Source organism: Pseudomonas sp. MF6755 (assembly GCF_016405635.1).
In the GTDB taxonomy this organism is placed as follows: Bacteria; Pseudomonadota; Gammaproteobacteria; order Pseudomonadales; family Pseudomonadaceae; genus Aquipseudomonas; species Aquipseudomonas haemolytica.
The window spans coordinates 54988-78105 of sequence record NZ_JAEKDA010000022.1 but is presented as its reverse complement, the minus strand read 5'-3'; the positions used below and the strand labels follow the sequence as shown (position 1 = coordinate 78105).

General features: G+C 55.0%; 25 protein-coding genes and 1 pseudogene. 14 read left to right on the top strand and 12 right to left on the bottom strand.

Going from position 1 to position 23118, the window contains the following annotated elements; genetic code table 11:
• Positions 1-52: 52 nt before the first annotated feature.
• The 12 genes and pseudogenes from JFT66_RS25630 to JFT66_RS25575 all read right to left on the bottom strand — a co-directional run.
• Positions 53-349, bottom strand: a complete 297-nt coding sequence (locus JFT66_RS25630; protein WP_032877928.1) for a hypothetical protein — start codon at positions 347-349, stop codon at positions 53-55.
• Positions 346-3309 (bottom strand): conjugative transfer ATPase, encoded by a 2964-nt coding sequence (locus JFT66_RS25625; RefSeq protein WP_057710724.1) that lies wholly within the window; start codon positions 3307-3309, stop codon positions 346-348. The genes JFT66_RS25630 and JFT66_RS25625 overlap by 4 nt, the downstream gene beginning before the upstream one ends.
• Positions 3309-3737, bottom strand: coding sequence for a TIGR03751 family conjugal transfer lipoprotein (locus JFT66_RS25620; protein WP_057710725.1), 429 nt, complete (start codon positions 3735-3737; stop codon positions 3309-3311). The genes JFT66_RS25625 and JFT66_RS25620 overlap by 1 nt, the downstream gene beginning before the upstream one ends.
• Positions 3715-5205, bottom strand: coding sequence for a TIGR03752 family integrating conjugative element protein (locus JFT66_RS25615; protein ID WP_057710726.1), 1491 nt, complete (start codon positions 5203-5205; stop codon positions 3715-3717). Before JFT66_RS25615 ends, JFT66_RS25620 begins: the two co-directional genes overlap by 23 nt.
• On the bottom strand, positions 5195-6097 hold the full coding sequence (locus tag JFT66_RS25610; protein ID WP_057710727.1) for a TIGR03749 family integrating conjugative element protein: 903 nt from the start codon (positions 6095-6097) through the stop codon (positions 5195-5197). The genes JFT66_RS25615 and JFT66_RS25610 overlap by 11 nt, the downstream gene beginning before the upstream one ends.
• Positions 6097-6750 carry a PFL_4703 family integrating conjugative element protein gene (locus JFT66_RS25605; RefSeq protein ID WP_057710728.1) on the bottom strand — a complete coding sequence of 218 codons (654 nt, stop codon included), beginning with the start codon at positions 6748-6750 and terminating at the stop codon, positions 6097-6099. The genes JFT66_RS25610 and JFT66_RS25605 overlap by 1 nt, the downstream gene beginning before the upstream one ends.
• A complete protein-coding gene (locus JFT66_RS25600) occupies positions 6747-7127 on the bottom strand; it encodes a TIGR03750 family conjugal transfer protein (protein ID WP_008437403.1) in 381 nt (126 codons plus the stop codon). The genes JFT66_RS25605 and JFT66_RS25600 overlap by 4 nt, the downstream gene beginning before the upstream one ends.
• Positions 7128-7140: 13 nt before the next feature.
• Positions 7141-7479: a TIGR03745 family integrating conjugative element membrane protein gene (locus JFT66_RS25595; RefSeq protein ID WP_008437401.1), complete on the bottom strand. Its 339-nt coding sequence runs from the start codon at positions 7477-7479 to the stop codon at positions 7141-7143.
• Positions 7480-7497: 18 nt separating this feature from the next.
• Positions 7498-7737 (bottom strand): TIGR03758 family integrating conjugative element protein, encoded by a 240-nt coding sequence (locus tag JFT66_RS25590; RefSeq protein ID WP_032877922.1) that lies wholly within the window; start codon positions 7735-7737, stop codon positions 7498-7500.
• Positions 7734-8042, bottom strand: coding sequence for an integrative conjugative element protein, RAQPRD family (locus tag JFT66_RS25585; RefSeq protein WP_153839004.1), 309 nt, complete (start codon positions 8040-8042; stop codon positions 7734-7736). Before JFT66_RS25585 ends, JFT66_RS25590 begins: the two co-directional genes overlap by 4 nt.
• Positions 8043-8199: 157 nt before the next feature.
• Positions 8200-8511, bottom strand: coding sequence for a hypothetical protein (locus JFT66_RS25580; RefSeq protein ID WP_057710729.1), 312 nt, complete (start codon positions 8509-8511; stop codon positions 8200-8202).
• Between the two features lie 75 nt (positions 8512-8586).
• Positions 8587-9465: pseudogene (locus JFT66_RS25575) on the bottom strand (3'-5' exonuclease); the annotation flags it as partial.
• 925 nt (positions 9466-10390) lie between these two features.
• Here JFT66_RS25575 and JFT66_RS25570 point away from each other — a divergent pair.
• The 14 genes from JFT66_RS25570 to JFT66_RS25505 all read left to right on the top strand — a co-directional run bounded on the left by JFT66_RS25570 (position 10391) and on the right by JFT66_RS25505 (position 23078).
• Positions 10391-11389 carry an ATP-grasp domain-containing protein gene (locus tag JFT66_RS25570; protein WP_057710730.1) on the top strand — a complete coding sequence of 333 codons (999 nt, stop codon included), beginning with the start codon at positions 10391-10393 and terminating at the stop codon, positions 11387-11389.
• A gap of 78 nt (positions 11390-11467) precedes the next feature.
• Entirely contained in the window at positions 11468-12607 is a 1140-nt protein-coding gene (locus tag JFT66_RS25565; RefSeq protein ID WP_057710731.1) for a trypsin-like peptidase domain-containing protein, read from the top strand.
• 73 nt (positions 12608-12680) lie between these two features.
• Complete coding sequence (locus tag JFT66_RS25560; RefSeq protein WP_057710732.1) at positions 12681-13808, top strand: phosphoribosyltransferase domain-containing protein; 1128 nt, start codon at positions 12681-12683, stop codon at positions 13806-13808.
• Positions 13798-14556 carry a hypothetical protein gene (locus tag JFT66_RS25555; protein WP_057710733.1) on the top strand — a complete coding sequence of 253 codons (759 nt, stop codon included), beginning with the start codon at positions 13798-13800 and terminating at the stop codon, positions 14554-14556. The genes JFT66_RS25560 and JFT66_RS25555 overlap by 11 nt, the downstream gene beginning before the upstream one ends.
• Entirely contained in the window at positions 14549-15643 is a 1095-nt protein-coding gene (locus tag JFT66_RS25550; RefSeq protein WP_057710734.1) for a cysteine protease StiP domain-containing protein, read from the top strand. The genes JFT66_RS25555 and JFT66_RS25550 overlap by 8 nt, the downstream gene beginning before the upstream one ends.
• Positions 15643-16593 carry an HpcH/HpaI aldolase/citrate lyase family protein gene (locus JFT66_RS25545; protein WP_057710735.1) on the top strand — a complete coding sequence of 317 codons (951 nt, stop codon included), beginning with the start codon at positions 15643-15645 and terminating at the stop codon, positions 16591-16593. Before JFT66_RS25550 ends, JFT66_RS25545 begins: the two co-directional genes overlap by 1 nt.
• Positions 16590-17348: an HAD family hydrolase gene (locus JFT66_RS25540; RefSeq protein WP_057710736.1), complete on the top strand. Its 759-nt coding sequence runs from the start codon at positions 16590-16592 to the stop codon at positions 17346-17348. Before JFT66_RS25545 ends, JFT66_RS25540 begins: the two co-directional genes overlap by 4 nt.
• Before the next feature lie 2 nt (positions 17349-17350).
• Complete coding sequence (locus JFT66_RS25535; RefSeq protein WP_057710737.1) at positions 17351-17938, top strand: TerD family protein; 588 nt, start codon at positions 17351-17353, stop codon at positions 17936-17938.
• Positions 17938-19107, top strand: a complete 1170-nt coding sequence (locus JFT66_RS25530) for a TerD family protein (RefSeq protein WP_057710738.1) — start codon at positions 17938-17940, stop codon at positions 19105-19107. Before JFT66_RS25535 ends, JFT66_RS25530 begins: the two co-directional genes overlap by 1 nt.
• Positions 19108-19152: 45 nt before the next feature.
• Entirely contained in the window at positions 19153-19602 is a 450-nt protein-coding gene (locus JFT66_RS25525) for a tellurite resistance TerB family protein (RefSeq protein WP_057710739.1), read from the top strand.
• 44 nt (positions 19603-19646) lie between these two features.
• Complete coding sequence (locus JFT66_RS25520) at positions 19647-20648, top strand: TerC/Alx family metal homeostasis membrane protein (protein WP_057710783.1); 1002 nt, start codon at positions 19647-19649, stop codon at positions 20646-20648.
• Positions 20649-20675: 27 nt separating this feature from the next.
• Positions 20676-21251, top strand: a complete 576-nt coding sequence (locus tag JFT66_RS25515) for a TerD family protein (protein ID WP_046071045.1) — start codon at positions 20676-20678, stop codon at positions 21249-21251.
• Between the two features lie 82 nt (positions 21252-21333).
• On the top strand, positions 21334-21912 hold the full coding sequence (locus tag JFT66_RS25510; RefSeq protein ID WP_046071046.1) for a TerD family protein: 579 nt from the start codon (positions 21334-21336) through the stop codon (positions 21910-21912).
• Positions 21913-22076: 164 nt separating this feature from the next.
• Complete coding sequence (locus tag JFT66_RS25505; protein ID WP_057710740.1) at positions 22077-23078, top strand: hypothetical protein; 1002 nt, start codon at positions 22077-22079, stop codon at positions 23076-23078.
• Positions 23079-23118 lie beyond the last annotated feature (40 nt).

Sequence of the window (23118 nt, the reverse complement as noted above, 5' to 3'; positions counted from 1 at the left end):
GATGTGCCTGCCAAAACGCACCCCAGCATCAACCAATATTTGCGAAGGCCTATCATGCCCGAGCCTCTGCTGGCTTCGATGAAAGCAGCGCTTGTTTACGAAGGGCCTCAAGAAGAGCGTTCTCAGCATTCTCGGGTTGTGGGTGCTGTCGCAGCCAATTGGCTAACACCGCGTGAAGTTGGGACTCGATGTCACGACGATCCACCGCACGAACCAAGACCTGTTGCAGTTGCTCTATCAAAACGGGGGCACACACCTCAAGGGTTTGAAGGGCGTCTTCACCCGGTTGTTCAAGCAGCTGGGTCAGACTTTCTATCAGGTTCTGGGTCAGGGAATTCAATGCTCTCATGCTTGGCGCTCCAAGGCCGTGACTTGCTCGGGGAAAGTAATGATGTGAGGTTCGATACCGCGATAGCGGTCAAGCGTTGCAGCAACTTCAATGGCGGCATCGAGCTCGCTGCAGCCTTTGGCTTGCATGATGTCGAAGCGTTGCTTTTTCTCTTCCGGCTCGGTCATGGCCAGGGCCAGATACAAACTCGGTGGTACCGCCCGGAATAACATTTCCATGCTTTTGGACAACACGACGCCCTCGGTGAATTTGCCGCTTTCTTTACGCGCTGACAGCATCATCGACTTCTGTGCAGGAGTCAGTTCACGAAACCGCGCGATCTTCTCCACCTCATCAGGCGGCATGTTTAAGCACATCCACCATTCGATCATGTTGAGCAGGGCTGAGGCCTCTGGCGGCACGTCGTCAACGTTCTGGGTGGCCATCCAGAACCAGGCGCCGAGCTTTCGCCACATTTTGGTAATCTTGACGGAGTAGGGGGATAGGAGTGGGACCTTCAACTGGATGTGGCCTTCGTCGGTGAAGCAGATCAGCGGACGGCCTTTAAACTGGTCACGCTCGGCAATGTTGTTGACCGTGTTGAGCAGGGAAATATAAGCGATGGCCATCTGTGCGCTATAGCCTTCTCGCGCATAGGTGGCAAGGTCGACAATGGTAATGTCCGCTTCTGGCCATGGGGTGCCAGGACGGTTGAACATGTCGCCTTCGGTGCCCATACAGAACATGGACAAGGCTTCCGCCATCTCCAAGAATCGTGAGCTTCGGGCGTCTGGAATACCGGGCTCTAGTCCCATTTCTCGCAGCGCTTCACGGATATCTTCCGGCAGAACGATACGTTGTTCCGTCACGCATTTTTTCGCTGCATTCAGGATGCATTGGCGGATGGCGCTACGGTCGGCACGAGTAAGACGGGCATCCTCTTTTTCTTCACCACCGGTGATCATCAGCCTGGCCGCAATTTCCATCTCGCCCAGGATGTCGCGTTGTTCATCCTCGGTCTGGCTAGTCAGATGTTCGTCCGACGCCTCAAGATCATCAGCTTGGATAATCTTCACGTTTTGGCTGGGCTCGATGAGCTTCACGGCATCAGCGAATGGCGCGAGGCTGACACCCGATCCAGGGGCAAGTCGAACCCGGTTTACTGTCAAACCCAACTTTTTGGCGAAATCACCGAGTAAGCCGAAGCTGTTGCCAGCCTCCACAATGAACAGACGTGGCCGATAGATGGCAATGATTTGGCTGAGGATGTTTGTCGCGCTGGCCGATTTACCTGAACCCGTAGGCCCGAAAATGAACAAATGCGCATTCATCTGTCGGTCCAGCTTGTTCAGTGGGTCGAAGGTTATCGGCGCTCCCCCACGGTTAAACAGGGTAATACCCGGGTGCCCGGTACCGGTCGACCTACCCCAGACGGGGGCCAGGTTCGCAATGTGTTGGGCGAACATCAGTTGTGCGTACCACTCCAGTGCTTTGCGCGCATTGGGGTCGAAGTTGCCGGGTAGCCATCTAAGATAGGAGTTCAGCGGTGCCACTTCATCCCGAGGTTCCACCGGCTCCATGCCCGCACCCAGCAATGCGCTGCTGAGTTGCAAACTGCGTTCGTGCAGTTGGGCATCGTCTTTACCCCGCAGGTAAAACGCTACGCTACCTCGGTACAGCTTGTGCTTGCGCCCGAGCAACTGACGGGCGGTGGCGACGTCTTCGCGTGTCAGGATCGAGGCCTGAGTGTCTCCAACTGCCTTGCGTGAAAGCTGTTCCAGATGCCCTTCGAGAATGTCCTGCGGGGTGATCACGAGAGTGATACAGAGAATGGTGTCCTCTGGCATTTTGTCGAACAGCGCGTTGAGCGCATCACCACCCTTTCGGGTTTCACCGGTTAAGTGCCCGGTCTTGGGAGCATCCCTCAAGCGGTCAAGCATCACCACCTGATGAGGAAGGCCGTCGAAATACCACAGACCTTTCTCGATATCTGACAGTGGTTCGCGATAAAACAGGTTTTGCGAGAAGTCAGTGCCGCTGGCGAGCGGCAGCTCGCCCTCTGCAGCACCAGGTATTTGCTTGCATACCAATTCGTAGAAGCGGCGAATATCTGCATCGGCAGGGCCAAGATGATCGGGACGTGGATTGAACCAATGAATCAGCCAATGGCGAATGGCGTGGCCATCCATGCGATGGGTTTTAATGCCGGCGTTCGCCAAGCCGCCCACCAAGCGATCACAAATGATTTTCAGGTAAGGACCTGGCGCCTGGCCTCGCACATCCGCTTGCGCGCCTTGGGTACGGCGGTAGACAACAACACGGACGCGGCGCTGCTGGCCCCTCCAGGGCAGTTGGCTGACCTTGGTGTCTTCAAACAGCCCGCCTGGTTTGGAGATGGATTCCAGGTGTTGCTTCATCAGCTTCAAATAAAGCTCGGTGAATGCACTGCCTTGTGCGCGTGGTTGAACGTAGTCATGCAGTTGCTGAAGGTAATCGTCCCAGCTGGTTTCGTCCTGGGCATAGAGCTGAACCACCCAGGGTGAGGTTTCAAGCTCGTCGAAGGAGTCCTGAAGGGCGTTTTCCAGGGCGTCGCGGGCCTTGCGTAACCATTCGGGATCCCGACCTTCGGTACCAATCGGTGTCAGCTCAAAAAAGGCAGCGCGTGACACGCCGTCTTCCAATAGCATGGCTTTTTCTGCAGGCAGGTAATCCACCCAGGGCAGTAGGTCTACGAAGGAGGGGTTGACGTCGTATAGACGGTCAGCATCAGCGGTTGTGGCTGGCTTTTTCTTTGGGTTACGCCAATCGCTCGGCGATGGAATACCCATGGCAGCAAGGCGTTCGTAGTAACGCTCTGTCGCAGCCTCAAACGTCTCGGTGGCTGGTCCCTGCACATCGTCAGATAACGGCGAACCTGGTGTTACGCCAGGTTCCACACGCTCTGTCGCCCGTCGCGTTTTGAATCGTTCAAAAAAACCCATCAATATGCCTCCGTGCGTTCGCCAGGCATGGCGTATTGCACCCGCTGATACAGCGGAAACACCGTGGTGTAGCCTGGGATCGGTGCCGGGTCTGAACCCGCTAAATGAGGAAAGACGTACATCACCAGGTCGGGATTGGGTAGGCGTTTAAATTGGCTGTAGATCTCGTTTTGTGCGGTACGTGTGAACATGGTGCTGTCTGTTTCCCTCGTCTCCAGAGGCCGACGAAGATCTTGGCGTGCATCGAGCAATTGGCGGCTGCTCGAGCTGCTTGAGCCGCTGGAACCTTGATCCCAAACGTCCATCATTGTGCGGTCCCCATGGGGGAGCAATTCGTCTTTGTTGGTGGAACAGGCCGAGGCGAGTAGGGCGATGGCCAGGTATGCACCTAGTTTTAAGCCATGATTAGTCAAGCGCAGTCGAAACATGACGGGCTCCTGAGCGATAGTTGACCTTGCGGCCATTGAGTTCGTAATCGATGGTCAGTTGCTGGTCCAGGTGCACAGCTATCTTTGCCCCGGGTTGTACATACACCGCTGCGAAGGCTTGCCCGTAGAGTTTGTTGACCCAGCTGGAGACGTCATTGACGCCCTGGCCAATGATTTTGCCCATGGCTTCACTGCCCGAGCCGCCGACAGAACCGATGGTCCCGGACTGAGGGTTTATAAAAGAGCCGCTGTTTCCATCTGACTTGATGAGGGAGGCAGCACCTGCGCCGGCGGCGGTAATCAGTACCTGCGAGCCAATGTATTGCGAGGCGTTGCTTTTGCGGTCGCCACTGATACAAGGAATGCCATAGGCATCGCTTATCCAGCCCAGGCCACCCTGAATGGTGGTTTGGTTGCCATTGTTCTGGTTGTTACTATTTTGACTGCTATTCGTTTCTTCTTGAGGTTGTGGCAGCGTGCGCACAGTGCCGTCATTGAAGACGAACGTCAGGCTTTTTATCTGACCGCGTACGCAAGACAGGGTCCAATCGCCGGAAGCCGTTCCGCTGGCCACCGCGCCGGCGACGTCGGGCAAGTCGATGCCGTTGGCCGTGAGATTGTCCGGCCCAATCAATACCTTGAACGGGTAGGGGTCGTTGACAGTGCCGTCAATGGGCACCCGGCCGATCAGCGCGGACATAGCCACCGAACCCATCAATGTCGAGTTCTGCGGCAAGGTATAGACCTTACGCACCTGTTTGCGGGCCTCCTGTGGCGAGATTTCATTCGCAACACTTTGAGCGCCCGTGCGCAGTGCATTTTGTCCTCGGTCCACGGACTCGCCAAAAGAGGTCGGGAAGTTGAAGCCGCTTGCCGTTTGATTTGACCCGGCAGCGATGGGCTTGCCGTTGACATCGACCGGCGTTGCGTCCTGCGGCTCTATCCAAACAACGTCCGCGCCGGGTCCGCCTTTGAAGCCTTGACCGTCACCTGGCTGAACGCCGAAGCCGATCGGCAAATCAGATCCAGACTCATTGCCACTGCCCGATTTGCTGCTCAGGGTATTGTACTGCTGCTGCAGTGTGTCCAAGAGGGTTTGGCTCTGTTGTTGCGCCTCCTGCTTCATCGTTTGCTGAACGTTCTGCAGTTTGTTATCGACGTTGAGGTCGATGTTCTGCAGGCGTTTTTGCAGCTCGATGTTCTGTTGCTTTAGCTCGTCATTGTTCTTCAAAGCATTGGAGACTTGGTCCTTGAGTTGTCTGCTTTCCACGACAATGGTGCGCAATGTGTCGCTGGGTGTATCTCCGTCAACCCCAAGCTTTTTAGCCTCCTTGGTACTAAGTACAACCTTTTCCGGCGCATGAACCTGTTGATCGGCACTTTCGCGATTGAATAATTTGACCACTACGTATATCGCCAGGATCGCGAACGGTATGACCAGGTATTTAACAAGTGGATTACTCTTCACGACGGCCTCCCTTCGGATCGATCTGGCTGATGGCGGCCGGCAATAACGATTCGGCTAGACCATGGCCGCGGGTCACTAGGTAGACCGTCGAGGTGTCGCTAGAATCACCTTTGGCGCCAAGGTAGGGATGCTGAAAAGTCGCGGTGACAAAGTCACCCATCAGGTCACGCGGATCCAATGTGAGGTTTTGGGCGCTTGTGTTACGTAGCTTCACCGCCGTGACCCAATACTCGTCTAACCGCCACGACCCCAACGCAGAGGCTTCGACCGGCAATGTCGGCATTAGGGTGGTGAGGTCCAAACCGCGCTTCAGATTGATCTGAGCAATCCCCTCCACGGGCTCAACGGTGCGTAGGGGCGCGTAAAGCATCTGTGCGGCATAGCGCGTCATGACCACCGGAAGTGGGGTCTCACGACGCGGTTTCGGCGCGTCCTCATCCTCTTCGGCTTGAGCGCTGGCTTGGGCCGTGGAAGAAGTTGCATGGTTGCTTGTAGGTTTGGCGTTGACTTGGCCGTAACGCGGGGCGGGACTGTCCCCGGCTACAATTTTAGCCGGCTCGGATGCGACCTGATTCGGTTTCCCTACCGTTGCGATGATATCCACGAGCATGATCTCACCGGAGTTCATGTTCTGCAGCTGTAAGCGAGTCGGTTCAATCGGCTCTTTCGCCAACAGGTAGAGGGCACCACCGGTGCTCTGCACGCGCAGTTTGTCGACGAGGTTACGAGGCAGACCCACCCGTACGTTTTGGTCCACAAAGACAATACGCTCCTGACCCACGATCAAGGGCAGTGCTATAGGGATACGATCCCAGCGCAGGATTTCGACGGCGTTGGCCAACCCGCAGAAGTGAAGGGCTAAGAGCCCGATGATCAGTAGGCGGCGTGTCATCATTTGCCTCCTGCTCTGGTCGTTTCTGCGGAGACTTCGATGCGTTGTGGATTACTGCTATAACAGTCCCAGGCCAGGCCGAATGGGTTTTTTTCGGGATCGACGTCAGATCGGATAATTCGTAATGGATAGCGAGCAAATGCCCGCTTTACGCGCTCCCCGCCGTAGTGCTCGTCAGCGGTGATATCCAGGTTGACGGTCCAGTCATTGATGCTGTGCTGCTCAATATGTTGCTCAGACTTATCGTCGATGCCTCTGCCTGGAATTTCAAATACACCCCGTTCACGTTTGCGCAGTTCCCCGCTATTGCGGCGTAGCTCGAAATCTTTCTGCAAGTAGGCTTTGCAGCTGGGAGTCAGGTAGCTTTCCAAGCGGGTAATGTTGTCCTCGTAGTCGGTTTCACCGTCAACGGGCCAACGGTTCATCTGCTGAAAAATGTACAGACCGAAGGCGTATACCGACTCCGGTGGAATATCCCACCACCTACGGGTGCTACCTGAACGTAGATCTGGAGGTACATGAACAGTTAGGTCACGCGGTGCGCTCTGCCAGCCATAAGCCATGTACAGACCCAGTGCAATGAGAAAGCCAATGACCATGCGCAGGCTGTTGATGTGGGCCAGTTGGGCGTCTACTTTTTTACGGTAAGTCATTGAACCTCCGTTCGATGACAGGTCCACGCACCTGTACGAGTAATCAGCAGGGCTTTATTCCAGGTCGGAAAAAACCGCGCGATGTTCAATTGCATCTGGCGGTATAGCCATGTATCAGGTCGGCCGCGTTTCCACCGACGCAAGAAACGACTGGCAAGAAACAGCCCTAGGACAGCACAGAGCATGGCGGCGCCGATGATAAGTGCCCAAATCTGGGTCAATATCGCGGCCGGAATACCGATAACCAGCCCTGCGCCGGTACTTAACGCCAAGGTGGCCCACATTTCGTCAGCGGTAAGGCCGCCCATAATGACTGGCTGGTTGTTCAATCGCACAGGGAGGAAAATCAGGGTCCCATCGTCTGAGAGTTCTGTCATGGCCACGGCTCTTTTAAAGAATATTTGAAGCCTTGGTGACCAGAAAAATGGCGACACCGAGGATGGCGACGCCAACGGCGGCTGTCGCCCCCAGATCTCCCCATTTTTTCTTGCCAAGTTGAATTTCGTGGTAGGTGCCGAAGGCATGCCAAGCAACGCCACTGAAAATGACGGCGCAGATGATGAGGCCAAGCAAAGTAAAACCGTCAAAGGCGTAGTTCTGCATGGTTTGCATCAGGTTAGAGCCTTCCCCCCGGGTAGGAGGCTGAGACTGCGGAAGAGCCGCCATGGCCAGTTGGGGGAGAGCAAGCAACCCGATCAGCATGCGGCCCGGTTTTAAGAATGAAGTCATGGTGTATCTCCCATAGGGTCAACTAAGAACAAATGTGGTGAGGATCATGCAAAGCAGTAGGATGCGGACGACCGAGGTCGAGGCAATCGTTCGATCAAGGTTGCCAGTGGCCCATCCTCGGTAGCAGCTCCAGATAGCCCAGGCGCCCCACATAAAGATGATGGCTACAGCGACGCCGACAAAAAACAGGTAGCTCGTCGAGGCAGGGAATCCTCCCGCCGCTTGAAACGCAGCAGCCTGAGCGCCGCTCATGCTCATGGCTTGGGTCCTTCGGTCGTGTATTGGCCTGACAGCTCAACAGGATCACGAGGCTGGGCTCGGGTTGGGGTTAAATAGCCCTCCAACCCATGACGAATTCGAGCGATATCACCTGCTAGACGCTGGTAATCGAAGAAGTAACGCTTGCCAGGTTCGTCGGCCACTTGAGCGCTACGACGTGCGGTGTCCTCAAGGGCATTTAACTGGCGGATCATCACGTCCAGGTTGGCCTGTTCGGAGGCTGAAGCAGCGGTCGCATGAGAGACAGGCAGGCCGCATCCAAAAAGTGCGATGAGGCCTGGCAAGGCAAGTCGGCAAGTGAGTGCAGTGAGACGCGGGTACTGGATCACGGCTGGGCTCTAGTCATTCCTGATGCCGTCAGCTTGCCGTGATCAAGCTATGGTCGCCGCAAGAAAACCATATTCAGGACTGTAAGGATTTCTTCTGAAGGTACCGACACCATCAATCACAGTGGATAGGGCGTTTGAAGAACAGCAGATAGCCGGTGGGCAAGGCGAATCCGTAAGCCCAGCCTTGGGCGTTTTGATTGCCAACCTTGACTTCTCCTTTGACCACGGGCTGGACGCTGACCAGCTCCCAGCCTTCGCTGCCTAATTGAGCAAGGCGGTTTTGACGTTCAGAATCTTCCAGAAAACCCTGGGTGTCGGGTTCAGTGGTGGGCTCTTCGGACTTGAACATGAAGAGCTTTTTGGTTTTGACAACGTACTGAAAGGGAGAGAATTCAGTGTAGTATTCAAATTTCTGACGGCCCATGGCGACGTCCTCAATGTGCAGAGCTACCAGGGTTTCAATAATGAGCGCGTGCCAGCAATCTGAAATAGTTTGCTGCTAAGCGCGTGATTTCTGAGGTTGGAGAGCAGAGGTCCGAGCATCGACATAGCGCTGCATGATAGAAAGCACCATCGAGTTCAACGCTAGAATCTTCATCCCTCGCGTCACCGCCACGTACAGCAAATTCAACTCGTCATCTTTACGACCTTGATCGATATCGGGTGAAAGCGGATCAGCGCTAAAGTCGTCATACAGGCTGACAAAGTCCCACTCCAGCCCCTTGGCTTTGTGCCCAGTCGTGAGTGTCACGGTGGCGTCTAGCTCGTTATCTACCGAGCGGGAACGTAAGGTTTGGATCCGCTGGGGCAGGTCCGGATAGGCTGTAATAATCTTGATCGATCGCAACATCTCCGTATCCTGGCTTACCTCGGCTATTTCCACGTACTGTGAAAAGTCCCGGTAATCTCGCAACAGTCTGCGGTTCTGCACGTCCTGGTTACGGTTGCGGCTGAATAGGTATAAATCTTCTAGGTCGCGTAACGAGTAGCTGTCGATACCGCCGACCCAGAAAATCTTGGGGTTTCTTGCGACCAGCTGCAGGGCGTTCTCGATGACGCCGATCACGGTACGATGGATAAACGTGCGATGCGGTAGCTCTTCAGGCAGAGCCCGTTTAACCAGGGTGTTGCAACCTAACCCCTGCAGCTTTCGTGTCTCACCCTTGTAAAAAAGAATGATGTTGGCCACATGCGCGACGGCAGGGCCGAAGCGAAAGCTTTGGGTCAGGTAGTGACGTTCAGCGTCGGCCATCCGGTCGCTGTTGAGCGCATCTTCTGCGCCGCGGAAGCGATAGATCTGCTGGTGGGGATCGCCGACTGCCACCTTGCGGACACGTTGTATTTTTACTATGTCGGCAATAACTTGGTTCACGTCGCGTCTAACCGACGGTGCAACGATCCAGTATGTGAACGAGCCCCATGAAAGACAGGACACCGTTTCCCCTTTACGTGTTGCCGCTGACCGAAAACTGACCCCGGCAGCAAGGCTTGCTTGGATCAGTCGTACTAGCTCGTCATGCAAATTGGGGAGTGTTACGTGCTGGTTGTACGAAACCTTGCTTGGAAAACGACGCATTCGATCCCGCGCTCTCAATTGATGTCGGATAAACGTTGAAATTCGAGAAGTAGGAAATGATCCTCTTGCTCGAACGGTAATTCCGGGTAAGCGCCATTTCTCTTATCGGGATTCCAACCTCGGCACGAAAATCAGCCACCGGAACTGCGTAGCTACCGAGGGAGCCGCAGATAGTTTGGTTTGGATCGCCGACGATGAAGGTCTTCGTTCGCCCCGCTCCGGCACGCAAAATAGTGGTAAGAAGGCCATACTGAATTGCTTCGTGTCCTGACACTCGTTTACCAGGACATATGAGAAAACCGGAGCGAGAGCTTCAGTTGCCCTGCAGCTTCATACGCTGAAATAGAATGTCTGTGGACGATTTACTTGATGTCGCTGCAAAATTGTTAGAAAAATGTCGCGATCGGTGCGCATTCTTAACTGGACTCGACTCGAAAATGACGATGCTGTTTGTTTTTCTCCGGCTAATCCCGCCTAGTTTTGCCTCACCACCACCGTCCCGAATTATTTTACGAGCGCAGGAACCACATGCAAGTGGTCCAGTTTAAAACCTGAAAACCGATTGTGGATGGGAGCTTGTCTCGTGATGACGCTATCCTGGAACAACGCGCTGCATTGCCTTGACGCTACGGCCGGACTCGTTATGTTCCGGTTGAACTTATCGGATGCTGTCTGTCCCCTTCATCGGGTTTGACTGTCAGTGCACATCTACAAGTGAGGTTAAAACATGATTTGGTTTCTCGAAGGGCAGTCTAGCCAGCGCGACATTATTCAAGGTGCGCGTGATGCGCTGCCACCTGAAGTGAAAATTTTCGCCTCGCATCGCGACGATCGCCCTGAAATCACGGCCGGTGCAGATATGAGTTTCATTGAGCCTCGTGGTTCTGAAGATCGGATCTCGTGGGTGATTTCAACTGCGCGAACCTATGGCATTAAAGTAATCCTGGCAGGTCGATTGGGGGGGGTATTTGAGCAGGCTCGGGCTCGATTCGAGGAAGCTGGCCTGGTGCTGGTAACCGGTGGGACATCGATGCGTACCTTCGACCTCGTTGATGACAAGAGCAGGTTTACTGCTGAGGCAGAGCGTGCTGGCTTGGCTTGCGTGCCGGCGATTACTGCTACGAATACTGAGGAAATGTTTGCTGCTTACCAAACTCTTTTGGCATCGGGTGAGGTGTGCGTAAAACCTTCAATCGGCATCTATGGTCAAGGCTTTTGGCGTTTCAAAGAGGGAACTGATTCCTTTCGCTGCTTCGCTGATCCCGATGCACGGGTTGCGAATTTCGCAACATACATGCGTGCTTACAGCGAAATCGCATCGCCGCCAGCGATGCTTGTAATGCCTTACATGCCCGGGAGCGAGTGTTCGGTCGATATGGTCTGCGAAGCTGGCCGAGCGATCGCGTTCGTGGCCCGGAGGAAGACCGGCGTCCATCAGATTTTTGAAAACGCTGGTGCAGCGGTTGAGCTTGCACTCAAAGCGGCCGAGCATTTCCAGTGTGACGGCATTGTGAATGTTCAGACAAAGGATGATGCGCAGTGTATACCCCACTTGTTGGAAATTAACCCGCGCTACTCTGGTGGCGTTGGTTATACCCGGGAGGCTGGCGTCAATTTGGCGGGTATATTTGCTACGCGCCGCCTGAATCTCCCTGAGCCAGCTACCGTTTGGCGGCCAGACGTACGTGTGAAAGGGGTCACCGTTGCAGCTGTAGTGCCAAAATGACATCCTGAGGCATTGAGAAACCTGAAGTTTGGTACCATTGCAGCGCGGTGATTTTAGCACTTAAGGAGTAATCAAGGAATGATGGTGCTCGCGCCAGGCGCAAACACTGCGGTATCAAGTGCACGGAGTGAATGGACTCTGGAATGCGGGAACTCCTCGGCTTTCGGGGAGTACGCTGCGATTGCCATACTGCCGGTAAATGACAAACGCCAACCCACTGGTGAGGCTGCCCTATTTCAGACGTCACAGTCTTGGATGGAGTGGAGCGGCGACCAAGCAAAGGTTGGTTGTAAATTGAACTTGTCAGCCCTCCCGTCCGGTAGCGATCGGCTACTTCTCATCGCATACTCTTTTTCTGCAGCAGGACCGGTAAGCGATCTTCGTTCGTTGCACCTACTTGTTGACGAACAGATTGAATATAGGTTGGACCTTCGCGATAACGGTGAAGCGGCGATCATTATCGGCGAATTCTACATCCGCAATCAGCAATGGAAGTTTCGCGCACTGGCTGAGGGTTCGGCTTATGGTTTAGCCGCTCTAGGCCGCCGCATCGGGATCGATATTAATGACGCTCATCCAAAAGGGCGCAGTAGCTCTGCGGAGGCTGACCGCGCACGTACGGGCGCAACCGGCACTGGTTTCGCTGTTTCCCAGCACCATGTGCTCACCTGTGCTCATGTAATCGAGGGCATGAGTGACATATTCATTTCCTCCTTTGAAGGTCGTTATCGTGCAGAGCCGGTCGTCGTTGATCAGCGTAATGACATCGCTCTCCTCAGAGTGATGGAGTCCCCTGTCCTCAGATCTGTCTCTTTTAAGGACGGCTCCGGCTGCGACTTGGGCGAATCTGTAGTCGCGCTGGGTTTCCCTATGTCGGGTTTCGCCGGCGGTGGTGTCCACGTGACCCAGGGCGGCGTGTCGGCGTTGTTTGGCCTGCATAACGATTCTAGCCTTCTACAATTTACTGCGGCTATTCAACCTGGCTCTAGCGGATCTCCTTTATTTGATTCGACAGGCGCTGTTATCGGTTTGGTAACTTCTACAATGCCTGATGCTCAAAATATGAACTTTGCCGTTAAAGCGTCTTTGCTCCTCTCCTTTCTGGATGCGTGCCGCGTTGATGCAGTTCAAGCATCCAGCAGCAGGACGTTCACAACTGCTGAATTAGCACGTTCGGCCCAAGCATCTATGTGGCGCGTCGAAGCCAAGAATTTTTAGCCCCTATTTTGACTTGAAAGCTGCGGAAGAGACGTTAGGTTATCGACCTCACGCTACCCTAGGAATTTGTTTCATGGAATGTAACGCAGTTAAACAAGCTCTAAGCGCACAACTGATGCGCGGGCGTCTCGATGTCACTGTCGATGCCACACATATCGACCCGGACTCCTTGTTCGGTTTTGCCGAGCGCCGTAATCCAAAGCGTGCGTTTCTTTTCGTGTCCAAAGTACTTGGTCGCCACATACCTGTGCGGCCTTCGATCATGAATTCAAGCTTCAATAGCCTCGCAGCACAAATTCCTGACGATCTGCCTGGGCCCGTACTCGTTATCGGCATGGCTGAAACAGCAGTTGGCCTGGGTGCTGGTGTGCATCGCGCATACAGCGCGACGCGGCCGGACACGGTTTATATGGTCAGCACACGCCACCCTACTGGCAATGACCTGTTCACCCGTTTTGAAGAAGAACATAGCCACGCCAGTGCGCACCTCATTCATTTGCCGATCGATGCCGACGTTCGGGAAATGATGTTGAAGGCCCGTTCGCTAGTGCTGGTCGACGACGAAGCCTCGACGGGCAAAACCTTCATCAATCTTCACCGTGCGCTGGTCGATGCCGGCCTGACTTGGGTCGAGCGCGTGGTGACGTGCGTACTGACGGATTGGTCCGGCGATGCGGTGCGCAAAACCATCGGTGACTCTGCGCATCAGGTTTCGCTGTTGCAGGGGTCGTATACCTTCCACGAGGACGCTGATGCGCCGCTGCCGGAAATGCCGGCCGTGGGCAGCATCGAGCCCGGAGAGTGGCCGTTGTCGGCGGAAAGCGATTGGGGGCGCCATGGTATTCGCTGTGTAGAAGACACTTTGGCTCTCGATCTGAAAGTCAAAGCGGGTGAGCGCGTACTCGTGGTTGGTACCAGCGAATTCGTCTGGCGTCCGTTTTTGCTCGCCGAGCGCTTGGAGCGTGCTGGTGCTGATGTGCATTTCAGTTCGACTAGTCGCTCACCAATCGCACTGGGCCATGCCATCGGTCACGCGTTGTCGTTCGCGGACAACTACGGTCTCGGTATCCCCAACTTCCTCTACAATGTCAGACCAGGGCAATTTGATCGTGTCCTTATTTGCTCGGAAACACCTGAGCAGGCTGTGTCCGTCGCGCTGATTGAATCCCTGAGCGCGGAGGTGATTGTCGATGGTCAATAATCGCCCCCTCGCCCTGGTCGATCTCGACGACACCCTGTTCCAGACTGCTCGCAAAATGCCAGAAGGTTCTCAGCGGATTACTGCGACTCTCGATATCGAGGGTCAGCCCAATGGCTACATGAGTACGGTCCAACACTCCCTCGCCCAGTGGCTCCTGTCTACGACTGACGTGGTCCCAGTTACAGCGCGCAGCGTTGAAGCATTTAGTCGTGTGCAACTGCCTTTTATGCACGGTGCCGTCTGCTCCCATGGCGGCGTGATCCTTGGTGCTGATGGAAAGCTTGACGAGGAATGGCAAGCACGCATGAGCGATGTTCTTGCTGACTATCAGGCTCGCTTGCCAGGCCTCAGTGAAGCAACCCTCGCCATTGGCAAGGAACTGGGCATTTCCTTGCGCGGATGGGTTGTCGAGGAAGAAGGCCTGCGCCACTACGTAGTGACCAAGCACAACGAATCCAATGATGAAGTCCTGCAGACGGTTCTCGCTGAAGTACAGGCCCGCGGTTTATTGGAAGGCATGCACATCCACGGAAATTCCAACAACCTCGCGTTCTTGCCGCTGGGCCTGTCGAAGGTAGTGGCTGTTCAAGAATTGTTGCGCCGTGATCGTGAGGCCAATGGTGAGCGTCCGGTGCTGGGCTTTGGGGACAGCATCACTGACCTCGGTTTCATGCAGGAGTGCCATATGTGGGCGACCCCAGCGCGTAGCCAATTGGCCAAGCTCGTTGGAGGGAAGGTCCATGACTAAGGCCATTGCGGGTCTGGTTACCGTGGGGAGCGGCAGCTATGCAGCAGATGATGTTCAGTTCCTGCTGCAGGCCGTTCAGATGGAGACCACTGATGTCTTGGAGAAGGAGCGTCTGATTCAGTCGAAGCAGAAGCACTACTCCGAAATGATCAGCCTTGAGAGTGCGCCGACTGACGTGCACAAAGCCCTCTACGAGCGCGCACTCGAACAAAACGGTACCCGCATGGCCATGGACGTTCAGTCCCTGGCGCTGGCGCTGAGCGAGGCATGCACGGGCCCGTCTATTGTGCTTGTGTCGTTCGTTCGTGCTGGCTTGCCGCTCGGCGTGTTATTGCGACGGGCCCTGCTAGATATGGGTCGAGATGCGCACCACTACGGAATCAGCATTGTCCGAGATCGAGGGATCGACAAAGTTGCCCTCGAGGCCATCATTCAGGGACATGGTTCCGAGAACGTCGTCTTCGTCGATGGCTGGACAGGGAAGGGCGCAATCTCTGGCGAGATTCAGCGCAGCCTCAATGGCGACTCGCGCTTCCCTGAGGAACCCCGGCTTGTAGTGCTGGCAGATCCCTGCGGCCGGGCGTGGTTGTCCGCGTCGGCTGAAGACTGGGTTATCCCCTCCGGCATCCTTGGTGCGACGGTGTCTGGTCTGGTTTCGCGCTCCATATGGCCCGCAGATGGGGGCCTGCATGGTTGTGTGGTTTATGACCATCTGCGTGCGCACGATGTCACCCGCGAGTTCATCGAGCAGATCGAGGAGAAGCGAAAGGCGCTGGGGACGGTTCCTCAAGCCTCTCCATGGACCGATACCCAGCGCTTTGAACTGCAGGGTGCAGCTTCGCACGTAGTCAAATCGCTGGCCTCCCAGTTAGGCATTACCAATCACAATCGAGTTAAGCCTGGTATTGCCGAAGCAACCCGCGCGGTACTGCGTCGTGTACCGGATCACGTCTTGGTCCGCAGCCGTAGCGACAGTGATGTTCAGTTGCTCATGCACCTGACTGAGGGCGCTGGGGTCGCTGTGGAAGAGGTGGGGGCTGCATTGGGCCCTTACCGGGCGGTAACTATCATTCGGAGTGTGAGCTGATGAAAGTCCTTTCTCCTTATGCCCTGGGGGCAACGCTCTACATGCCGGCCACACGTCCGGATCTTCTGGATGTGGTTTTCCGCACAAAACTGCCAGAACTGCGTTCTTTGGTCGTGTGCCTTGAGGATGCGGTCGCGGAGATTGACGTCGACACGGCTTTGAGAAATCTGCATGGCCTGCTGACCGCAATCAACGAGCGCGGTGGGCGTCCGTCCGATGGTCCACTGCTGTTTGTTCGTCCCCGAGACTCGGTGATGGCTGCAGTGCTGAATGATTGGTCGTTGATGGCCCACGTTGATGGGTTCGTTGTGCCGAAATTGACCCTGCGCAACCTCGGGGAATGGGAACAGGCCGTTACAAACCCGGCGCTGTACCTTATGCCGACGCTGGAAACCACAGAGGTGTTCAACCCTGGTGCAATGGTCGAGTTGGGCCAGGCGCTGAAGGCGAACCTAAATCAGCGGATTATCGCCCTACGTATCGGTGGGAACGACCTGATGGGAAGTCTTGGACTTCGTCGGAATCCTGCAACAACGCTCTATAGCACCCCAATGGGCTACGTGATCCCAATGTTGGCAGGCGTCATGGGGTCCCAAGGTTTCGCACTGACGGCACCAGTGTTCGAGCAACTCGCGACACCGCATTTGCTGATGGAGGAGCTTGAACTCGACATCGCCCATGGCTTGGTAGGGAAGACGGCGATTCATCCATCGCAGATCAGCATGATCCAAGACACGTTGCGCGTAAGCCTCGAAGACCTCAACTGCGCGAAGATGATTGTCAGTGACGCTGCTCCGGCAGTGTTCAAGCACAACGATGCCATGTGCGAACCTGCGACCCATTACAAGTGGGCGGTCAACATCCTTGAACGAGCGAAGTGGCACGGGGTTCGGCAACCAGATGTAGGACCCATTGAGGCCCCTATCCGTTTGGCAGAGGCCGCGGGATGACAATGGAATATGACGATGCTGGCGGGCAAAGGCGTCATGTGCTGTCGGTTTTTGACTTCGACGGCACGCTGACCCGGCACGATAGCTTCGTTCCATTCCTGAAGTTTGCCTTTGGAACCCGGGAATTCAATCGACGTATTTTGCGGCTTGCCCTGCCAAGCGTTCGATACCTGGCTCGGCGTTTGAATCGTGATGAGTTGAAAGCACAGCTGATCAGCACGTTTCTTACAGGCGTAGAAACGAAATGGGTGCAGGAGCAGGCCGTGAAACTCTGCGGGTTATTTTGGGAACAGCTCATGCGCCCTTCAGGTTTAAAATCTGTCGCCGCCGAAGTAGAGGCGGGAGCAGTAGTTACTCTCTGCTCCGCGTCCCCAGCGTTGGTTCTCCAGCCGTTTGCGGATCGACTTGGCATCAGGTTGATCGGCACCGAGCTTGAGGTAGTAGACGGTCTGTTGACCGGGCGCATGACTGGCAACAACTGCAGATGCGAGAACAAAGTACTCAGGCTTGAGGCTGTGTACGGGCCACTGGACCTGTTCCGGGTTAAAGCATGGGGTGATACCCGCGGCGATTTCGAGTTGTTGGCTGCGGCCCAAGAAGCACACTGGCGACACTTTCATCCCGCATGGCGTCGTCTAGGCCTGCGGGCAAATAGAAGCGGGAATTCGGGTGTGCGCAATGTCGCGCAAGCCAACCTGCAAGTGACGATCAACCCTGATCGACACGCGAACACTGATGACCAACAAGGAGCGTAACCATGGCACTTACCCTGCAAAAACAGCAATCCATCTCCCTGGCTAAAACGGCCGGCAGTTCGCTGACCAGCATCAGCCTTGGTTTGGGTTGGGACCCAGTCAAGGCGGGCGGTTTCCTCGGCAAGATGTTTGGTGGCGGTGCCGAGATCGACCTCGACGCTTCCTGCATTTTGCTGAACAGCGATTATCAAAAAATCGACCTGGTGTGGTTTCGCCAACTGAAGTCTCAGGACGGTTCGATCAAACATTCCGGTGACAATCGTACCGGCGAAGGCGATGGTGATGACGAGACCATTAATGTCGACCTGCAGCGCTTGCCTGCCTCCGTCAAGTATCTGATTTTTACGGTAAACTCATTTACGGGACAGACTTTTGAGAAAGTCGAAAAGGCCTACTGCCGTATTGTGAATGGCAGCAACAACAATGAGCTTGCACGCTTCAACCTATCGGACAAAGGTGGGCACACCGGAATCGTCATGGCGAGCCTGACCCGCGAGAATGGCGACTGGGAATTCAAGGCAATCGGTACGACCACGAATGGCCGAACTGCCGACGACCTGATCACTCTGGCCGTTCAGGCGCTGCGCTAATGGCGAATCTCGTACCTGGTGGTAATGCGGCTGTTGCCAGCGGCCAGCTTCGCGTTGATATCAATTACTCGCCAATCCCGGGGGCCGACATTGACGTCTCGGCCTTCGCACTGGGCGCCTCGGCCAAAGTCCGAGGCGATGGCGACATGTGTTTCTATGGCCAGCCTCAAATTCTGGGTGGCGCCGTTCAACTGACCGAGTCCTCGGCCGGGCGCGCAGTGTTTTCCCTCGATACGAGTCGTCTTGAGTCTTCAGTTGAGAAAGTGGCCCTTACCGCCACTATCTACGAAAACAAGGCAAGCTTTGAACGTGTGTCACAACTTTCGGTTGTGGTGACAGGTGGAATCGAAGCTCAAATCCCTACTGGCGGCATGAAGGAAACAGCACTCATCCTCGGCGAATTTTATCGCCGAAATGGTGACTGGAAATTCCGCTGTGTGGCCCAGGGCTTCAATGGTGGACTTGAGCCGTTGGCCAAGCACTTCGGTGTAGATGTCGCCGCACCAGCGCCGGCCCCTGCCCCAGTGGTACAAACGCCGCCGCCTGCTCCGGCCGCGCCCCCTAAATCTACGATTAGTCTGAACAAGGTCACCCTCGATAAAACACGATCGTCTATCAGTCTTGAAAAGACGGCAGCCGGTTTCGGCGAAATCAAGGTGAACTTGAACTGGAACAAAGGCAGCTCGGGCGGGTTCTTCAAGCGAAGCCAATCCGTCGACCTGGACGTTGGTTGCCTGTACGAACTGCAGGACGGCGAGAAAGGAGTTGTTCAAGCCCTCGGTAAATCGTTCGGTAGTCTTACACGTGAGCCTTTCATTCAGTTGATGGGTGACGACCGTACTGGCTCTGTCGCTGGTGGTGAGTGGATGCACATCAACGGGACCAAGTGGAGTGAAATCCGCCGGATCTTGGTCTTCGCCTTTATCTACGAGGGTGCTCCGAACTGGAGAGAAACCGATGGTGTTGTGACCATTCTCATCCCAGGCCAACCTGAAATTGAGGTGCGTCTCAATGAAGAGGGTGGTCGTGACGCAATGTGTGCCATTGCGATGCTTGAAAATGTGAACGGCGCCGTTAAGGTCTCTCGGCGTGTGGACTTCCATCGAGGTCACGCAGTAATGGACAAAGCTTACGGCTGGGGCATGAACTGGCGCGCAGGCTCCAAATAGAAAATCTGGCGGGGTCTGTCGACCCGGCCCTTGGGGGAACACAACATGTTTGCATGGCTTAAACAAAACGCTGTTGCAGCGCGTGAAGCACTGTCTACTGAAGTTTCAAAGTTCAAGAACCAGAAATTTCTTGATGCGATGACTGCGAATTGCGCGCTCATCTCGGCTGCGTCAGGTGGTATCTCTTCTGAAGAAAAACAGAAGATGACCGGTTTCATTCAAAACTCGCCTGAGTTGAATGTGTTCGACATGGGCGACGTAATCAAGGCGTTCAACGCACACTGCGAAAAGTTCGAGTTCGACTTTCAGATTGGCCAGGCCGAAGCACTGAAGGTGATCGGCAAGATCAAGAACGATGCTGGCGCTGCCCGGCTCTTGGTTCGAGTCGGCTGCGCCATTGGTGCGTCTGACGGCGATTTCGATGACAAAGAAAAAGCGGCGTGCCGCTTGGTCTGCCTTGAGCTGGGCCTTAACCCAGCTGACTTTGAACTTTAAGGAGCGGTACTTTGGACACTCACATCGGTTTCCCTCCGCTGACCATGGCGGTATTCGTGGGGATCGCGCTCGGCGCGCTTCTCCTCGACATGGTCACTCACCGCGGTGACAAGCCAATTTCCCTGGCTAAGGCTTCGATTTGGTCGATCTTCTGGATCGCTATCTCGTTGGCGTTCGCCGGCTTCTTATACGTACAGCACGGCCCGGAGGTCGCCAGCCTGTTTGTAACTGGCTACGCCCTCGAAAAAGTTCTCAGCGTCGACAACCTGTTTGTGTTCATGGCGATTTTCGCATGGTTCAAAGTGCCGGATGGCATGCGTCACCGCGTGCTGTACTGGGGCATCATTGGCGCGATCGTGTTCCGCGGCATCTTCGTTGCCATTGGTACCGGTCTGCTGGCTTTCGGTCCATGGGTCGAAATCGTGTTCGCCGTGATCGTTGCGTGGACCGCAGTTATGATGCTGCGCGCCGGCGGCGATGATGAAGAGGAAGAGGACTACTCCAAGCACATGGCTTACCGCTTCGCACAGAAGTTGTTCCCTGTGTGGCCGAAACTTCACGGCCATAATTTCTTCGTCAGCCGTAAGCAGCTAGAGGTGGAACTCCAGAAGCCTGAGAACAAAGGCATGACCCTGGCAGCAAAAGGAACAGTTTTTGCGACCCCGCTGTTCCTCTGCCTTGTAGTGGCCGAAGTTTCTGACGTGTTGTTCGCGTTCGACTCTGTGCCAGCGGTGATCGCCGTTAGCCGTGAGCCCCTGATCGTCTACTCTGCCATGCTGTTTGCGATCCTGGGACTGCGTACCATGTACTTCGTGCTCGAAGCGCTGAAACGCTACCTGGTTCACCTTGAAAAATCTGTAGTCGCCCTGCTGTTCTTCATCGCCATTAAACTCGGCCTGAACGCTACCGACCACATGTTTCACCATGGCTACACAATCGATGCAAACACCAGCCTGCTAATCGTTATGGTTGTACTGGCGATTGGTGTAGTTGCAAGCCTTGTCTTTCCAGGCAAGGAAGAAGCTCAAACTGAAACCGCTGAGTAATAGCCCATACCACAAGGAGTAATACCCATGGCGTTGACCCTACAGAAAGGTGGCAATCTTTCGTTGACCAAAACCGACCCGAGCCTGACCAAAATTTTGGTAGGCCTGGGCTGGGACCCGCGTGCTACTGATGGTGCTGAGTTCGACCTGGACGCCAGTGCGCTACTGCTGGGCGCAAATGGCAAAGTACGCGGGGAAGCCGACTTCATTTTCTACAACCAGCTGAAAAGCGTTGACGGTTCGGTTGAGCACACTGGCGACAACCGCACTGGTGCGGGCGACGGCGACGACGAAGTAATCAAGGTAGACCTGAGCCGCATCCCGGCCGACGTGGACAAAGTGGTCTTCATCGTTACCATCCACGATGCAGAAGTACGCAAGCAAAGCTTCGGTCAGGTCGGCGGCTCCTTCATTCGCATCGTTAACGATACGACCAATGCGGAAGTCGTTCGTTACGACCTGGCAGAAGACGCATCGACTGAAACTGCGATGGTGTTCGCTGAGTTGTACCGCAACGGCGGCGAGTGGAAATTCCGGGCTGTTGGTCAGGGTTATGCCGGCGGCCTGAAAGCTCTGGCCAATAACTATGGCATGAATTTTTAACGTCTAAGCCGTTAATCTAATTATCTTTTTTTACCTGGCCTTGATCTAAAGGCCTGGTCTACCTTACTTAAAGGAATCGAAAATGGCCGTATCTCTGCAGAAAGGCGGGAACGTTAGTTTGTCTAAAGAGGCCCCAGGCCTGACCGAAGTCACTGTAGGTCTGGGTTGGGACGCACGAGTTACCGATGGTTCGAAATTCGACCTCGACGCGTCGATCTTCATCCTGGGTGAAAGCGGCCAAGTCCTCGACGACGCCAGCTTCATTTTCTACAACAACAAGAAATCGGTTGATGGTTCTGTTGAACACATGGGCGACAACCAGTCCGGCGAAGGCGAAGGTGATGACGAGCAAGCCACCGTCAAGTTGAACGGTCTGGCTGCCGCTGTGAAGAAGCTGGTTTTCGCAGTGACCATTCACGACGCTGAAGCGCGCAAGCAGAGCTTCGGCCAGGTTGCCAATGCATACATCCGTGTAGTGAACAAGGCTGACGGCAAAGAACTGGCGCGCTACGACCTGAGCGAAGACGCTTCGACTGAAACCGCCATGATCTTCGGCGAGCTGTACCGTAATGGCGACGAGTTCAAGTTCAAGGCGATTGGCCAAGGTTTTGCTGGTGGCCTGGCGCCTCTGGCTAAATCGATGGGCGTGAACATCGGCTAACGCGCAAGGGGTGAGAAAGCCCCCGCGAAACGGGGGCTTTTTCTTGCCTACTGAAAGTCCACGGAGTTGGTCCTGTAGGCGGTTTTGACGAATTCATCACTAGGAGCGACTGCTGGCGATCGCCACGGCAGTCTACCGGTTCTCGGGTTTAAAAGGATATTTGGATGAGCATGTTTCGTGGGGTTGTAGCTGCGGGTGTTTTGGTGTCTATGTCAGGCTGCGGAGCCTACAACGACTTCCAGGCAAACAATGCAGTTCAAGAATACAGGCAGGCATGCCTTGGAAATTATACGAACGAGTGTGAAAGCAAACTGGTCGACACGAACATTGTCATGCTCGAGCTCGCACGAAGCAACATCGAGCGGGAGAAGGACTCGATCGTGCAAGTCGTCGGCAAAGATGGATTTGATCGTTTCTCAAAAACTGCCAATGAGCTAATTGACCACTTGGTCGATCAACAGGAAAACAAGCGTCCAGGTTTTTTTGCACGATGGTTCCTGGGTGAAGGTCAACCGTTCGGCAACACACGCAACCAACTTTTTGACATTGCGGACATGCAAGAATTACGCGCTGCAGTGCTTCAAAACATCAGCGCCGGTGTCCACGCGAGCAAAGCATCTGCTAAGCCTAATGAACCAATGACTGAGACTGAGGCAATCTTGTTAGGCAAGGTACCTCAGGCACCGATTCAGGCTCAGGTCACCCAGACTGCCCGGCCGGCGGAACCAGCAGCACAGGCCGTCGAATCGACTGTTCAGGCATTAGTGCCATCCAACCTTGCTGCATCTGCAGATCGGATGATCGCGAGTGAAATCGCCCAGGATGGCGGGGATGAATACAAGGAGGGCCGTCAGGTTATTTTTGCTGACCTGAATAACGACGGCATCAAGGATGCCGTGTTGCTTTACACGATCGAAGGTCAAGGTGGCGGTAATGGCTACTTCCAAACCCTTGCCGCGTTCATTGGCAACTCGGCAGGTTGGGACTTCCGTGGAAAAGCTGTAGTCGGCAATGGTGTCCAGGACATTCAGGTAGTTGATCCCCAAACCGTCAGACTGACGGTTCTCTCCGTCGGTCCGGATGATGCGGATTGCTGCCCGAGTGTTCAGAGCACCGAAAACTACAAGTGGGACGGCACGACCTTTCTTCAAGCCCCAACGTCGTAAGTAAGAGCCAGGCTTCAGGCACCTAGCCGTGTGCATACGA

Excerpts from the sequence above, each read along its gene's own strand:
- JFT66_RS25630 (WP_032877928.1), bottom strand. The coding sequence starts at position 349 with ATGAGAGCATTGAATTCCCTGACCCAGAACCTGATAGAAAGTCTGACC.
- JFT66_RS25625 (WP_057710724.1), bottom strand. The coding sequence starts at position 3,309 with ATGGGTTTTTTTGAACGATTCAAAACGCGACGGGCGACAGAGCGTGTG.
- JFT66_RS25620 (WP_057710725.1), bottom strand. The coding sequence starts at position 3,737 with ATGTTTCGACTGCGCTTGACTAATCATGGCTTAAAACTAGGTGCATAC.
- JFT66_RS25610 (WP_057710727.1), bottom strand. The coding sequence starts at position 6,097 with ATGACACGCCGCCTACTGATCATCGGGCTCTTAGCCCTTCACTTCTGC.
- JFT66_RS25605 (WP_057710728.1), bottom strand. The coding sequence starts at position 6,750 with ATGACTTACCGTAAAAAAGTAGACGCCCAACTGGCCCACATCAACAGC.
- JFT66_RS25600 (WP_008437403.1), bottom strand. The coding sequence starts at position 7,127 with ATGACAGAACTCTCAGACGATGGGACCCTGATTTTCCTCCCTGTGCGA.
- JFT66_RS25595 (WP_008437401.1), bottom strand. The coding sequence starts at position 7,479 with ATGACTTCATTCTTAAAACCGGGCCGCATGCTGATCGGGTTGCTTGCT.
- JFT66_RS25590 (WP_032877922.1), bottom strand. The coding sequence starts at position 7,737 with ATGAGCATGAGCGGCGCTCAGGCTGCTGCGTTTCAAGCGGCGGGAGGA.
- JFT66_RS25580 (WP_057710729.1), bottom strand. The coding sequence starts at position 8,511 with ATGGGCCGTCAGAAATTTGAATACTACACTGAATTCTCTCCCTTTCAG.
- JFT66_RS25570 (WP_057710730.1), top strand. The coding sequence starts at position 10,391 with ATGATTTGGTTTCTCGAAGGGCAGTCTAGCCAGCGCGACATTATTCAA.
- JFT66_RS25565 (WP_057710731.1), top strand. The coding sequence starts at position 11,468 with ATGATGGTGCTCGCGCCAGGCGCAAACACTGCGGTATCAAGTGCACGG.
- JFT66_RS25560 (WP_057710732.1), top strand. The coding sequence starts at position 12,681 with ATGGAATGTAACGCAGTTAAACAAGCTCTAAGCGCACAACTGATGCGC.
- JFT66_RS25555 (WP_057710733.1), top strand. The coding sequence starts at position 13,798 with ATGGTCAATAATCGCCCCCTCGCCCTGGTCGATCTCGACGACACCCTG.
- JFT66_RS25550 (WP_057710734.1), top strand. The coding sequence starts at position 14,549 with ATGACTAAGGCCATTGCGGGTCTGGTTACCGTGGGGAGCGGCAGCTAT.
- JFT66_RS25545 (WP_057710735.1), top strand. The coding sequence starts at position 15,643 with ATGAAAGTCCTTTCTCCTTATGCCCTGGGGGCAACGCTCTACATGCCG.
- JFT66_RS25540 (WP_057710736.1), top strand. The coding sequence starts at position 16,590 with ATGACAATGGAATATGACGATGCTGGCGGGCAAAGGCGTCATGTGCTG.
- JFT66_RS25535 (WP_057710737.1), top strand. The coding sequence starts at position 17,351 with ATGGCACTTACCCTGCAAAAACAGCAATCCATCTCCCTGGCTAAAACG.
- JFT66_RS25530 (WP_057710738.1), top strand. The coding sequence starts at position 17,938 with ATGGCGAATCTCGTACCTGGTGGTAATGCGGCTGTTGCCAGCGGCCAG.
- JFT66_RS25525 (WP_057710739.1), top strand. The coding sequence starts at position 19,153 with ATGTTTGCATGGCTTAAACAAAACGCTGTTGCAGCGCGTGAAGCACTG.
- JFT66_RS25520 (WP_057710783.1), top strand. The coding sequence starts at position 19,647 with ATGGCGGTATTCGTGGGGATCGCGCTCGGCGCGCTTCTCCTCGACATG.
- JFT66_RS25515 (WP_046071045.1), top strand. The coding sequence starts at position 20,676 with ATGGCGTTGACCCTACAGAAAGGTGGCAATCTTTCGTTGACCAAAACC.
- JFT66_RS25510 (WP_046071046.1), top strand. The coding sequence starts at position 21,334 with ATGGCCGTATCTCTGCAGAAAGGCGGGAACGTTAGTTTGTCTAAAGAG.
- JFT66_RS25505 (WP_057710740.1), top strand. The coding sequence starts at position 22,077 with ATGAGCATGTTTCGTGGGGTTGTAGCTGCGGGTGTTTTGGTGTCTATG.